Raw genomic sequence first — 13,783 nt, forward strand, 5'->3', positions numbered from 1 at the left:
TCGGTGAGGCTTTGAGTCGCGTGTTTCGAGGCGTCGGATTGGTTCGAATTTTACGGTTTCCACACCCTTTCAATTGATTGTGGATATTCAAGCCTCGCTACAGGTAGTTGGTCGCGGATGCGTCAGCCACCATATATAGTGAAGCCAACGCAACTTTAAGAATCACCGCCGCCCAGGCCCTTGGGTTCGGCGCCGACCTCGGAGTCGGCGCGCGACCTCGCTTGGCCAAAGCGGGGCATTCCGGATCGGAGTACGACCATGGGCCTGAAGATCGAACGGCGCTACACCAAGCCCGGCCAGGGCGCCTATGCCAATGTCGAGTTCCGCAAAGCCACGAGCGAGATTCGCAATCCGGATGGCTCGGTCGTCTTCCGCCTCGCCGATATCGACGTCCCCGCCCAGTTCAGCCAGGTCGCCTCGGACATCCTGGCGCAGAAGTATTTCCGCAAGGCGGGCGTGCCCAAGGCGCTGAAGCGCGTGGAGGAGAACGACGTTCCCTCCTGGCTCTGGCGCTCGGTCGCCGACGAGGAGGCGCTGGCCGCCCTGCCCGAGGACGAGCGCACCGGCTCCGAGATGGACGCGCGTCAGGTCTTCGACCGTCTGGCCGGCACCTGGACCTATTGGGGCTGGAAGGGCGGCTATTTCCAGACCGAGGAAGACGCGGGCGCATTCCGCGACGAACTGGCCTTCATGCTGGCGACTCAGAAAGTGGCGCCGAACTCGCCGCAATGGTTCAACACCGGCCTGCATTGGGCCTACGGGATCGACGGGCCGAGCCAGGGCCATTTCTATGTCGACCATCGCACCGGCGAGCTGACCCGCTCCGCCTCGTCCTACGAGCATCCGCAACCGCACGCCTGCTTCATCCAGTCCGTCGCCGACGACCTCGTCAACGAGGGCGGCATCATGGACTTGTGGGTGCGTGAGGCGCGGCTGTTCAAGTATGGCTCGGGCACCGGCTCGAACTTCTCGCAGCTTCGCGGCGAAGGCGAGAAGCTGGCCGGCGGCGGCAAGTCGTCGGGCCTCATGAGCTTCCTCAAGATCGGCGATCGCGCGGCCGGCGCCATCAAGTCCGGCGGCACGACACGCCGCGCGGCCAAGATGGTCGTGGTCGATATCGATCACCCCGATATCGAGGCCTATATCGACTGGAAGGTGCGCGAAGAGGAGAAGGTCGCGGCCCTCGTCACCGGCTCCAAGGTCGTCTCCAAGCACCTGAAGCTCATTCTCTCGGCCTGCGTGAACTGCGAAGGCGGCACGGGCGAGGAGTGCTTCGATCCGAACGTCAACCCGGCGCTGAAGCGCGCGGTGAAGGACGCCAAGAAGTCCCAGGTTCCCGAGAACTACATCAAGCGCGTGATCCAGTTCGCGCGCCAGGGCTACACGGATATCGACTTCCCCGTTTACAACACGGACTGGGACTCGGAAGCCTATCTCACTGTCGCCGGCCAGAACTCCAACAATTCCGTCCGCGTGACGGACGAGTTCCTGCAGGCGGTGGAGCAGGACGGCACGCACGACCTGATCGGCCGCACCACCGGCAAGGTGACGAAGACGCTGAAGGCCCGCGAGCTGTGGGACCGGATCGGCTATGCAGCCTGGGCTTCGGCCGATCCCGGCATCCAGTTCCACACCACGATCAATGACTGGCACACCTGCGCGGCGGCCGGCGCGATCCGGGCCTCCAATCCGTGCTCGGAATACATGTTCCTGGACGATACGGCCTGCAATCTGGCGTCCATGAACCTCCTGCAGTTCCGCGAGCCGGGCGCCCGGTTCGACGTGGACGCCTATGAGCATGCCACGCGCCTCTGGACGGTGGTGCTCGAAATCTCCGTCCTGATGGCGCAGTTCCCGTCCAAGGAAATTGCCCAGCGCTCTTACGACTACCGCACGCTGGGTCTGGGCTTCGCCAATATTGGCGGCCTCCTGATGACCGCCGGCATTCCCTATTCCTCGGCCGAAGGGCGGGCGATCTGCGGCGCGCTGTCGGCTATCATGACGGGCGTCGCCTATGCGACCTCGGCCGAGATGGCACGCGAGCTCGGCCCCTTCCCGGACTACGAGCGCAATGCGGCCGGCATGCTTCGGGTCATCCGCAACCATTCGCGCGCCGCCCATGGCCTTGCCAATGGGTACGAGGGCCTTGCCGTCGAGCCGGTTCCGCTCGACCATTCCTCGCTGAAGGACAAGCGTCTTTCGGCCCGCGCCAAGCAGGCCTGGGCGCAGGCGCAGGAACTGGGCGAGAAGCACGGTTATCGCAACGCGCAGGTTTCCGTCATCGCGCCGACCGGCACGATCGGCCTCGTGATGGACTGCGACACGACGGGCATCGAGCCGGACTTCGCACTGGTGAAGTTCAAGAAGCTCGCCGGTGGCGGTTACTTCAAGATCATCAACCGCGCCGTGCCCGAGGCGCTGCGCACGCTCGGCTATTCCGAGGCGCAGATCGCCGAGATCGAGGCCTATGCGGTCGGCCACGGCAATCTCAACCAGGCCCCCGCCATCAACCCTGGCTCGCTGCGGGCCAAGGGCTTCGGCGACGAGCAGATCGAGGCGCTGAACACGGCTCTGAAGAGTGCGTTCGACATCAAGTTCGCCGTCAACAAGTGGACGCTCGGCGAGAGCTTTTGCAAGGACGTGCTTGGCTTTACCGACGAGCAGCTGAACGACTTCTCCTTCGAGATCCTCCCCGCGCTGGGTTTCAGCCGGAAGGACATCGAGGCCGCGAACATTCATGTCTGCGGCGCCATGACCCTGGAAGGCGCACCCTTCCTGAAGGCCGAGCACCTGCCCGTCTTCGACTGCGCCAGCCCTTGCGGGCGCATCGGCAAACGCTCACTCTCGGTGGAATCGCATATCCGCATGATGGCGGCCTCGCAGCCCTTCATCTCCGGCGCGATCTCCAAGACGATCAACATGCCGAACGATGCGACGGTGGAGGACTGCAACAGCGCCTATATGCTGTCCTGGAAGCTCGCGCTGAAGGCCAACGCCCTCTACCGCGACGGCTCCAAGCTTTCCCAGCCGCTCAACGCCTCGCTGATTGCCGACGAGGAGGCCGAGGACGATCTGGTCGAGGAGACCGCGGCCGCCATCGCCGCCTTGCCCGCCGCCGCGCAGGCGACGGAGGTTGCCGAGCGCATCGTCGAGCGCATCGTCGAGAAGGTGATCCGCGACCGCGAGAAGCTGCCGAATCGGCGCAAGGGCTACACTCAGAAGGCCATCGTCGGCGGACACAAGGTCTATTTGCGCACCGGCGAGTTCGATGATGGGCGTCTCGGTGAGATCTTCATCGACATGCACAAGGAAGGCGCCGCCTTCCGCGCGATGATGAACAATTTCGCCATCGCCATCTCGCTCGGCCTGCAGTTCGGCGTGCCGCTGGACGAGTATGTGGAGGCATTCACCTTCACGCGCTTCGAGCCGGCCGGCATGGTCCAGGGCAACGAGGCGATCAAGAACGCGACCTCGATCCTCGACTATGTGTTCCGGGAACTGGCGGTCTCCTATCTCGGCCGCCATGACCTCGCCCATGTCCAGCCTGAGGAGTTCAGCGCTTCGACCATCGGTCGCGGCGTCGAGGGTGACAAGCCCGCCCCGCTGCCGATCTCGGCCGGTATGGTTCGCGGACAGACCTCGAAGTTCCGCCTCGTCTCCTCCAGCGAGCCACAGGGCTCGGTCGGCGGCAACGTGGCACCGGTCGCCAAGCAGGCTTCGCCCTCCGTCGTGACGGCCGTGCTGCCGCGTGCGGCGGCCCCGCTCGCCCGGGGCGGCGCGCAGGTCGCGGCCTTCAAGCGGGACTACGAGGCAGTTCCCCTCGCCGAGCCCGCCCCCATCGCCGACAGCTCGCCGGCCCAGGGCCTCTTCGACTCGCCGCTGTCATTCGCCGCGTCGGATCGGGACGTGTCCCGCGTCGAAACCGCGCCCAAGTCCACCAGCGCCGAACGCCGCGCGCAGGCTCTTATGAAAGGCTACACCGGCGACAGCTGCTCGGAATGCTCCAATTTCACGATGGTCCGCAACGGCACCTGCTTGAAATGCGACACCTGTGGAAGTACTTCCGGCTGCAGTTAACTATTCCACTTGTTGTCGGAGTTCTCAGCGGCGCGATGGTGAAAGAGGAGGCATAGGATGGGCATTTGTCGGCAAAGTGTGCCCTCATTGAAGCCATTCCAGTGCCTCGTCCCTAAGTTCGGACAGCCCCTGCCAAACGGGGGTTGAGACAACAAGAAGCCGGCCTTCGCATGGAGGCCGGCTTCTTGTATTTCGTCTTATGCGGGGTACGGGCACAGATGAGAAGCCTGCGGATCGCGACACGGGACGGCGTGACGCTCGGTGGAATGCGTTCCGAAGATCCGGTACGCATGACCTTCTGAGTCATGCAGCCGGCCCGGGCCAAGGCGGAGCGACGCGGTGTCGCTGCGCTGATGGACCATCCACCTTGGCTGAGCTCGGTCGAAAGGCTGAACGCTCATCGTCAGGCGACGAACGCACGCTCACCGCTTCTCGTTCAGCATCCGCAAGAGGAAGCGTTCGCCATCGGCATCGACGCGGTGCCGGAAGGCGTGAAGGAGCGCGTTGCGTTTGGCGCGACCCTCTTCGCTCACGTAGAAGGCGGCGAGCGTGGCTAAATCGCCCGGCGGAAGTCTGCTGAGAACCGCCCGGAGGGATCGAAGCGTCTCGTTCCTCAGGAGATTCCGGCGCAGGGGCGGGATGGTTGTTTCTCCGTCCGCCTCTCGTGTTTGCGCCATAATGCCTTTCACGCCCGCCTCCAGAGCCTCAGGGCTCATGGCGCGCAATGCCTGGAGGTCTTCGGTCAGCAAGGATTCGTAGAGCCATTTGATGCGCCGCCCAGTCACGCCGGCCTCGGCCGCGAGATCGGGCAGCGCCATGGCGTCGCTGACCTCGCGGATCAGGGCATGGTCCCGATCGGCCGTCGATTCGGCGCTCTCACTTAACGTCGCCGCCGATGAACCCGCGGACAAGTCAGCTTCCGCTTCCTGCATGCGACGGGCGATGGCGCCGAGTTCGGGTGGAACGTTCCCCGGCGTTGCGGCCAGGGCGGCGAGCATGTCCGCTCGCGCGCCGGCGAGCTCGAAGACCGTTTCGGCGACCTCCCGTCCGCGCCGTGCCAGGACCGCGCTGTCAGGTTGATCTCTCACCTCCAGAACCGGCCACTGCATGTCCGCGAAGCGGCGCATACCCTCGAAGACGCGCTCGGCCCGCTCCAGCGCGAGATAACTCCGGTCTCCTTCCGCATCAGCCGAGGCAATCGCAACCGGACCAAGCGCCAGCACGGTCGCCAAGACATACGCCCGAGAAAGGCTCCCGAGTGCGACAGGTCGTATCATCGAACATCGAGCGATCACACGACGCAATCCCACTCGTCGCCGACCAGATGGGCCCCGGCCCTGCTGACCGGCACACGACGGCTTGGTTTCGATTTCAAGGTCTCTCAGCATGAATAGGGTTGGTTGAGCTGGTTGATCATATTGGAGAAGTTCGATTGAAGGGTGCCGTGGCTTTGCTTGACGATTGCGTATGGCGTACTGCTGTCCGGGTTGAAACGGCCTTTATCCGCGTTCTCGATCGCCTAACGGCCGTTCCCGATCACGCTGTTGAAGCTGCTCTGGAGCGCCGCTGCAGCGGGCAAGGCACGAGCCCATTAGCGAGGCCAGGCCCAAGAGCCACGCCCAATCGCCTTGTCGCATCAGCGGTTCTTCCGCGTGTCTCCGCCTCACCCTCCCCTCGGTTGGGCGAAACGATCCGTCTGGTCGTAGAGGCGCCATGTGTTTCGCAGTCACGGCCCTGTCCATGCCCCGCATGTATAGCGACACCATCGCCGGGGCCAGACGGTGACCAGCGAGCCGCTTCGAAAAGGCTCGCCGCTTTAACAAGATGAGCGAAATTCCAGGCCAGTCGAGCGCGCAAGGGCAAGGGAGCGCGGGAGTTCCGACGGGTTTGCAGCCAGCGCCGGGGAATCGCAGCCAGCACCTTCGCCTTGCTGCTCTCGACTGAGTTCAATCTCGGCGCGCTCATATGGTCGATTCGAGAAACAATAGCTGCCAAACGAAACAAGTTGATTCAGTCGACCTAGTTGCAGCGCACAAATAATACCGGCCTGCCGTTAGATTGACGACACCAATCTTACATGTTCGTAGTGTCCATCGATAAATCTCAGGCGGGGGCAGACATGGCTACACTGGCTCGTCTGGAGGGAATCGTGAAGGACTTCGGCGCCATCCGAGCCTTGAACGACGTCTCGCTCGACATCCATGCAGGCGAAGTCCTCGGCCTCATGGGCGACAACGGCGCCGGCAAGTCCACACTGGTCAAAACCATCGCGGGAAACTTCTTGCCGACGGCTGGTACCTATCTCCTGGAGGGCAAGCCGCTTCAGCTCACGGGGCCCTCCGATGCGCGGCGGCACGGGATCGAGGTCGTGTATCAGGACTTGGCTCTTTGCAACAATCTGTCGGCGGCGGCCAACGTCTTTCTCGGCCGCGAGCTGATGCGGCGCTGGGGGCCGTTCAAGATCGTCGACAAGCGGCGGATGAATGCCAAGGCGGACGAACTCTTCAAGGAGCTCAAGTCCGAGACCCGTCCTGCCGACCTCGTCGCCCGGATGTCCGGCGGTCAGCGTCAGGCCGTGGCCATCGCGCGCACGCGGCTGGCCAAATCCAAGATCGTCCTCATGGACGAGCCGACGGCCGCCATCAGCGTGCGTCAGGTCGCCGAAGTCCTCGCCCTCATCCGGCGTATGCGGGACCAGGGCTTGGCGGTCATCCTGATCAGCCATCGTATGCCCGACGTGTTCGAGGTCTGCGACCGCGTCGTCGTCATGCGGCGCGGCCGCAAGGTGGCGGACAAGCGCGTCGCCGACTCGAGCCCGGAAGAGGTGACGGGTCTCATCACCGGCGCCATCGCCACAGCCTGACGGTCGGAGAACAGCATGGCCACCTCGTCCGACCCGCACGGGATGAACATCGACCTTCTCACCGCGCCGAAGCGGAGCCTGGTTGGGCAGCTGGGCGGCACGCAGGAAGCATGGATCGCGATTGCGATCGTCGTGCTCGGCATCGTCGTGTCGATCATATCTCCGAAGTTCGCGACATCCGGCAACCTGCTCAACGTTCTCCAGAACGCCTGCTTCATCGGCATCATGGCGCTCGGCATGACGCCCGTCATCATAAGCGGCGGCATCGACATCTCGGTGGGATCGATCCTCGGCCTGTGCGGGGTCTCGCTCGGCATCTTGCTCGTTGCCGGCTGGCCCCTGCCGCTGGCGATCCCGGCCGTGCTGATGCTTGGCATCCTTTGCGGGGCGTTCAACGGCGCGATCATCGCCTATCTCAAGCTGCCGCCCTTCGTGGTGACGCTGGCGACGCTTTCCATGGGGCGCAGCCTCGCCCTCGTCATTAGCAAGAACACCGTGTTCTACGATTTCGGTCCATGGTCCGAAGCCCTGCTGGCGCTCGGAGGCGGCAAGACGCTCGGGTTGCCCAACGTCATCTACGCGCTGGCCGTGGGCATCGTCGTTCTTCATTTCCTTCTGACGATGACGCGTTGGGGCCGTTACGTCTTCGCGGTCGGCGGCAATGAGGATGCGGCCCGCCTGTGCGGCATCCCGGTCGAACTCATCAAGGTCTCGACCTACGCGTTCAGCGGCCTCATGGCGGCGGTGACGGCGGTGTTTCTGGTCGGCTGGCTCGGCGCGGTCACCAACGCGATCGGCACGGGCTACGAGCTCCAGGTCATCGCCGCGACGGTGATCGGCGGGGCGAGCCTGATCGGCGGTTTCGGAACGGCGATCGGAGCCGCGATCGGAGCGGTGCTGGTCGAGGTGATCCGCAATTCGCTGCTGATCGCGGGCGTCAATCCGTTCTGGCAGGGCTTCTTCGTGGGCAGCTTCATCCTCGGCGCCGTCCTGCTCGAACGGATCCGCGCCTCGCGGCGATGAAGAACGCTGCGGCAGGCAAGACCAACGAAAAAAAGGGAGAGAACGAACATGACGACGACACGCAAAATGAAAGCGGCGCTGGCCGCGGCCTGTCTTGCCGGCAGTGTGCTGGCCGCGCCCGCCGAGGCCGCGGATCGCGAATTCGCGCTGGTCTTCAAGGTGCTCAATAACGCCTTCAGTCCGCCGATCGACGCCGGCTGCAAAGCGGCGGCGGCCAAGCTCGGGGACGTCACCTGCACCTATATCGGCCCGACCGAATACGACGAGGCCAAACAGGTCCAGCTCGCACAGGATGTCATCACGCGTGGCGTCGACGGGCTCGGCATCTCCGCCGGCAATCCGAAGGCCATGGCACGCATCCTCAAGATGGCGAACGACGCGGGCATTCCCGTCGTCACCTTCGACACCGACGTGCTGCCGGAGGACGCCAAGCTGCGCGCCACCTATATCGGGACCGACAATTACGAGTTCGGCAAGGTCCTGGCGCAGAAGGTACTGGAAAGCGGCAAGAAGGGCGGAACCGTCTGCATTCAGTCCGGCGCCCCGGCTTCGGAGAATCTCAACAACCGCATCCAAGGCATTCGCGACACGCTGGCCGGGACCACCAAGGACAAGCCTGCCGCTGCCTTGAACAACACGAACGGTTGGACGGAGCCCGCCGGTTGCCCCGTCTACAACAACGACGACATCGCTCTCGCCGCCCAGCAAGTGCGCGACGTCATGACGAGCCATCCGGACCTCGATGCGCTGATCGCCGTCGGTGGCTGGGCCCAGTATGCCCCTCAAGCCTACACACAGGCGATGGAGCCGCTCAAGGCGCGCCTCGACAGCAAGCAGCTGGTCGTCGTGTTCGGCGACAATTTCGGGCCTCAGCTTCCCCTTCTCGCCCAGGGCCTCAGCCATTTCAACGTCGGCCAGCGGCCCTATGACATGGGCTACGAGACCGTCATGGCGCTGGACAAGCTGACCAAAAAGGAGACCGTACCCCCGATGATCATCACGGGGACCGAGGTCTGCACGCCTGAGAACGCGCAGACGACCTGCGGCAAGACAACCAACTGAGAACCTCGCGACGGCGCCGCCCGGGAGTCTTTCCGGCGGCGCCTGTACCGATTTCCTCAGCCCACTTCTGAAGCGGGTTTGCGGAGCTGCCGTTGATGACATGACGACCGCGCCTTGGAAGGTTGGAGGCGGCTTCTTCGGCACCGTGAATAGGGCTGCGGCCCAACTGACCGATCGCTTCGAGCTGGTTGCCGGCTCGTCATCAGTCCCCTCGCCGATGCTTGCGATCACAGGGATTGGGCGGGGCGAATATCGTACTGCCCGTCAGGCCGCCACGCGGTTCCGTCCGGCCGATTTGGCCTGGTAAAGCCTATCGTCCGCGCGCGACAGGGCATTGGCCAGGCCAATCTCGGAGCGTTCGCTGCGCGCCATGCCGAGACTGATGGTGCATCCGGGTTGCGGCATCGCCAGCTTGCGCAGGCGTTCGGCCATCTCCCGGCCTGTCTCGATGTCGGGCAGGCCCGGCAGCACGGCGGCGAACTCGTCCCCTCCTAGCCGCACCAGATGCGAACCAGGCGGCAAGGTGGCCTTCGCTCCGGCGACGAGCGCGATCAGGATCGCATCGCCGGCGGCGTGGCCATGGCGATCGTTGATCTCCTTGAAATGATCGACGTCGAAGACGATTACGCCCGCCGGCTCGCGAAGCGCTTTCTCTATCGTGGCGAGGCCCGCCCTGTTCCACGCGCCGGTGAGCGGGTCTTTCAATGCTGCCTCGCTCAACGCAGCTTCGGCCTGTTCCCCGGGCATGGCGAGGAGCGCGATGTTGAGAACGCCCAGAAGCAACTGATCGCTGAGCAGCGGCACGAGCGCGAGCCAATCGATGCCGACGTCGATCGACAAGGCGAGCATCACCGAGATGACGTAGGCCGGCACATACGCGAGCTGAAAGATAGCGAGAAGACGCCGGCTGCGCGGCGCACGCGAGCCACGGGTCCGCACGAGGACCAGTCCCACGGCCAGGGTCGAAAAGCCGAGGAACACCGAATTGGCGGTCTGCCCCATCGAAACCGTTTCGGGCGAGAACGCGAACATTCCGAACGCGGCGCCCGACAGGATCGGCAACGCGACGATCCATCCGTCCATGACGCGCTTGCCCTCGAAGGCGCGCACGGCGGCGAGCAGGAAGCTGTTGTAGGCTCCCAGTCCGATGAAAAGCAGCGTCGACAACAAAAGACCCCGATCCGGAATCAAGAGGCCTGTGAGCGTCGCGGCATAGATCAGCGCACCGGCGCCGCAAAGGAGGTAGTATGCCCCTCGCCCCCTGATGAGCCAAAGCGCCACGAACATCGCACCGAATGCCGCACTCGCAAGGAGCGTGCAGAGGTGAATGGTCGGGGCGTCTGGCAAGGGCAAGCGTTCGTTCCGAAGACCGTTTGGGACACGCATAGTCTCCATCGGAAACTTTAACGTTTTAGTATCAAACGGTGCGCCTCTGCCGTCCGGCCACGGACGAACGATGCCGCCCCTTCTACCGATCGGAAGAACGCGTGCCTCGATTTCATCCCAGATCGTGGAGGGGCTTTCCGAGATGGGGCGTCAACGACCAGTCGGAGAAACGGACGGAAAGGCCGGCGCGCTCGGGCGTGCAGCACATCGGACCGACGCGATAGCGAGCACTCCGTGGGAAAGGACAGAGGCGAACCAGCGGCCAGTGCTTGCCATCCTGCGAGGCTTGCAGGCGCAAGACACCGTCCGCGAGCGAGACGCGCATCCAGAAGTCCATGGGATTTCCCGCAAAGGGACCTGTAGCCCAATCCGACCGATCGACCGTCAGGACGCTTCCGAGCAGCGCCTGGCCATCCGAGAACTCCAGTCCGGCCTTGAGCCAGTTTCGCTCGTCGATCCGAACCATCAGTCCGGCTTGGTCGTAGAGATGCTCGAACGTGGCGCGCACGCGCAGTTGGGCCGTGAAGCCGTCGGCCGTTTCCACGCCGAGAAAATGGCCGTTGTCCCTCGTGAAGCCGTAATGCGTCTCCCGCCAGAAGTCCGTCTGCTCGTCGGTCACGACGTGAAGGCTGCCATCCGAATGGTCGAAACGCGTCGGCTTGTTGTGCCAGACGCCGTTCTCAAGATCCTGCAACGGTGCTGTCCTCCCCTCGATCCGCAGCCGACCGTGCTTCAGATCGGCACCCATGTTCAAGCCGAGCGTTCGGGCATCGCGCGTTTGGCAGGCCATCTGGCGCAAATGTCCCGGCAATCTGCGCAAAGATACTGTCTCCAAGTCCGCCCTCCGCACTAGCCTTCCAGTTCCTCGCAGGAGATCGTCATGACCCGCTTCTTGCTCCCGGTTCGATTTGCGAAGACCTGAAGGGCGACAGGCGTGAAGGCCCTCGACGCGTCGCGTCTCGACCCCAGGTCGAGGGGATCGGCGAGCCTGCGCAGACAAGGCGAGAAGCATGTTCCTCAGCACCTTCGACCTCTACAAGATCGGCATCGGCCCCTCCAGCTCGCACACGATGGGGCCGATGACGGCGGCAGCCCGCTTTCTGGCCGAGCTGAAGGACGGAAGCTGGCCGCGCCCGGCGGGGGCCGTGGTCTCCCGGCTGCGCGCCATCCTGCATGGCTCGCTCGCCTTCACCGGCGTCGGTCACGCGACGGACAGGGCGGTTGTCCTGGGTCTGGCCGGCTTCGTGCCGGCCAATGTCGATCCCGACCGGGTCGAGACGATCGTCGCCGAGGTGAGCGCGAAGGGGGAGGTGCAGCCCGAAGGGCATCCCGCCTATCAGTTCGAGCCGTCGCGCGATCTCGTCTTCGACCGGCAGCGCGCCTTGCCGGGCCATGCCAACGGTATGGCGTTCGAAGCGATGGACCGGAACGGACTCATGCTTCTGCGCCGCGTCTATTACTCGATCGGCGGCGGCTTCGTGGTGGACGAGGACGAGTTGCAACGCCAGGACACCGGCTCGCCGGCCACTGACACGGGCACCCTTCCCTACCCCTTCACCTCGGCAGCCGAGCTCCTGCTCATGGCCGAGCGATCGGGTCTTTCCATTGCCGAGATGCAGCGCCGGAACGAGCTCGCCTTTCTCTCCGGCCCGGAGCTCGACGCGCGGCTCGACGCGATCGCCGAGGCGATGAGTGACTGCGTCCGTCGCGGCATCCGGCAGGAGGGGATCATGCCGGGCGGCCTCAAGATCCGCCGCCGCGCCAAGGCGATCCACGACAAACTGCGCGAGGACGAGCGGCTGAACCGCTTTCAGCCGCTTCTCGCCAACGACTGGCTCTCGGTCTACGCCATGGCGGTGAACGAGGAGAACGCTTGCGGCGGCCGCGTGGTGACGGCGCCGACCAACGGCGCCGCCGGGGTCGTGCCCGCCGTCATGGCGTACTTCAAGCATTTCCATGCCGAGGCGGGAAAGGCCGAGATGCGGACCTTCCTTCTCACCTCGGCGGCGATCGGCGGGATCATCAAGCGAAACGCCTCCATATCCGGCGCCGAGGTGGGCTGCCAGGGCGAAGTCGGCTCGGCCTCGGCCATGGCGGCAGCGGGGCTTGCAGCGCTGATGGGCGCGACGCCGGCCCAGGTCGAGAACGCCGCCGAGATCGCCCTCGAACATCATCTCGGCATGACCTGCGACCCCGTTCGCGGTCTAGTGCAGGTGCCCTGCATCGAGCGCAACGCCTTCGGCGCGGTGAAGGCGGTGACGGCGGCCTCGCTGGCGATGAAGGGCGAAGGGCTGCATTTCGTGCCGCTCGACGCCTGCATCGAGACCATGCGCCAGACCGGGCGCGACATGGACCATCGCTACAAGGAAACCAGCCTCGGCGGGCTCGCGGTCAACCTGCCGGAATGCTGACGCCTGCCCCGCCCACAATAGGGGCGCCGCACCTTCCAACTCCCCATTCTTCCGCGTTCGAGGACCGTCCGTCACAATGAGCCAGTACATCCTCACCGCCGACTGCCCGTCGACGCGCGGCATCGTCGCCGCCGTCTCCACGCATCTGGCAGGGCGCGGCTGCAACATTCTAGACTCCGCCCAGTTCGTGGACCGCGACACCGACCGCTTCTTCATGCGGGTGGGGTTCGATGCGGAGGACGCGGGCGGCCTGTCGGAGATCGAGGCGGGCTTTTCCGAGCTCGTGGAGCGCTTCGCCATGAGCTACGCCTTTCACGACACGGCACGCCGGGCCAAGGTCCTGCTCATGGTCTCGCGCTTCGGCCACTGCCTCAACGACATTCTCTACCGCTGGCGCATCGGCGCGCTGCCGATCGAGATCGTCGGCGTCGTGTCCAACCATCTCGACTATCAGAAGCTCGTGGTGAACCACGACATTCCCTTCCACCACGTGCCAGTAACCAAGGCGAACAAGGCGGAGGCCGAGGCCCGCATCCTGGCGATCGCGCAGGACGCGGGAACCGAGCTGATCGTCCTGGCGCGCTACATGCAGGTTCTGTCCGACGCCATGTGCCAGGACATGTCCGGTCGGATCATCAACATCCACCATTCCTTCCTGCCGAGCTTCAAGGGCGCCAATCCCTACAAGCAGGCTTATGAGCGAGGCGTGAAGCTGATCGGTGCGACGGCGCACTACGTCACCGCCGATCTCGACGAGGGGCCGATCATCGAGCAGGACGTGGCGCGGGTCACGCATGCGCAGTCGGCGTCCGACTATGTCACGATCGGCCGGGACATCGAGGCGCAGGTTCTGGCCCGGGCGATCCACGCCCATATCCATCACCGCGTCTTCCCGAACGGCGACCGGACGGTGGTGTTTCCGGCGTCGCCGGGCGAGCATGCCTCGGAGCGGATGGGATAG

9 protein-coding genes are annotated in these 13,783 nt (G+C 64.6%); 6 read left to right on the forward strand and 3 right to left on the reverse strand.

Annotated features, from left to right (window positions below; genetic code table 11):
• Positions 1-264 precede the first annotated feature (264 nt).
• Complete coding sequence (locus tag M673_RS11805) at positions 265-4,077, forward strand: vitamin B12-dependent ribonucleotide reductase (protein WP_374755559.1); 3,813 nt, start codon at positions 265-267, stop codon at positions 4,075-4,077.
• 422 nt (positions 4,078-4,499) lie between these two features.
• On the opposite strand, the gene M673_RS11810 is transcribed toward M673_RS11805, so the two are convergent.
• Positions 4,500-5,465, reverse strand: a complete 966-nt coding sequence (locus tag M673_RS11810; RefSeq protein ID WP_148640041.1) for a hypothetical protein — start codon at positions 5,463-5,465, stop codon at positions 4,500-4,502.
• A gap of 731 nt (positions 5,466-6,196) precedes the next feature.
• Here M673_RS11810 and M673_RS11815 point away from each other — a divergent pair.
• Genes M673_RS11815 through M673_RS11825 form a run of 3 tightly spaced genes read left to right on the forward strand, consistent with a single transcriptional unit; the run spans position 6,197 to position 9,025 of the window.
• Complete coding sequence (locus M673_RS11815) at positions 6,197-6,940, forward strand: ATP-binding cassette domain-containing protein (protein ID WP_061976244.1); 744 nt, start codon at positions 6,197-6,199, stop codon at positions 6,938-6,940.
• A 42-nt stretch (positions 6,941-6,982) separates the two neighbouring features.
• Entirely contained in the window at positions 6,983-7,963 is a 981-nt protein-coding gene (locus M673_RS11820) for an ABC transporter permease (RefSeq protein ID WP_061977810.1), read from the forward strand.
• A gap of 48 nt (positions 7,964-8,011) precedes the next feature.
• Positions 8,012-9,025: a sugar-binding protein gene (locus M673_RS11825; protein ID WP_061976245.1), complete on the forward strand. Its 1,014-nt coding sequence runs from the start codon at positions 8,012-8,014 to the stop codon at positions 9,023-9,025.
• A 264-nt stretch (positions 9,026-9,289) separates the two neighbouring features.
• On the opposite strand, the gene M673_RS11830 is transcribed toward M673_RS11825, so the two are convergent.
• The gene (locus M673_RS11830) at positions 9,290-10,372 is read right to left on the reverse strand and encodes a GGDEF domain-containing protein (RefSeq protein ID WP_187301257.1); all 1,083 of its coding nucleotides are present in this window, start codon (positions 10,370-10,372) and stop codon (positions 9,290-9,292) included.
• A 151-nt stretch (positions 10,373-10,523) separates the two neighbouring features.
• Positions 10,524-11,105: a DUF1349 domain-containing protein gene (locus M673_RS11835; RefSeq protein WP_061976247.1), complete on the reverse strand. Its 582-nt coding sequence runs from the start codon at positions 11,103-11,105 to the stop codon at positions 10,524-10,526.
• Between the two features lie 316 nt (positions 11,106-11,421).
• On the opposite strand from M673_RS11835, the gene M673_RS11840 reads away from it, so the two are divergent.
• Together M673_RS11840 and purU are read left to right on the forward strand one after the other, a co-directional pair.
• Entirely contained in the window at positions 11,422-12,822 is a 1,401-nt protein-coding gene (locus M673_RS11840) for an L-serine ammonia-lyase (protein ID WP_061976248.1), read from the forward strand.
• Between the two features lie 76 nt (positions 12,823-12,898).
• Positions 12,899-13,783 (forward strand): formyltetrahydrofolate deformylase, encoded by an 885-nt coding sequence (gene purU, locus M673_RS11845; RefSeq protein WP_061976249.1) that lies wholly within the window; start codon positions 12,899-12,901, stop codon positions 13,781-13,783.

The organism is Aureimonas sp. AU20, assembly GCF_001442755.1.
In the GTDB taxonomy this organism is placed as follows: domain Bacteria; phylum Pseudomonadota; class Alphaproteobacteria; order Rhizobiales; family Rhizobiaceae; genus Aureimonas.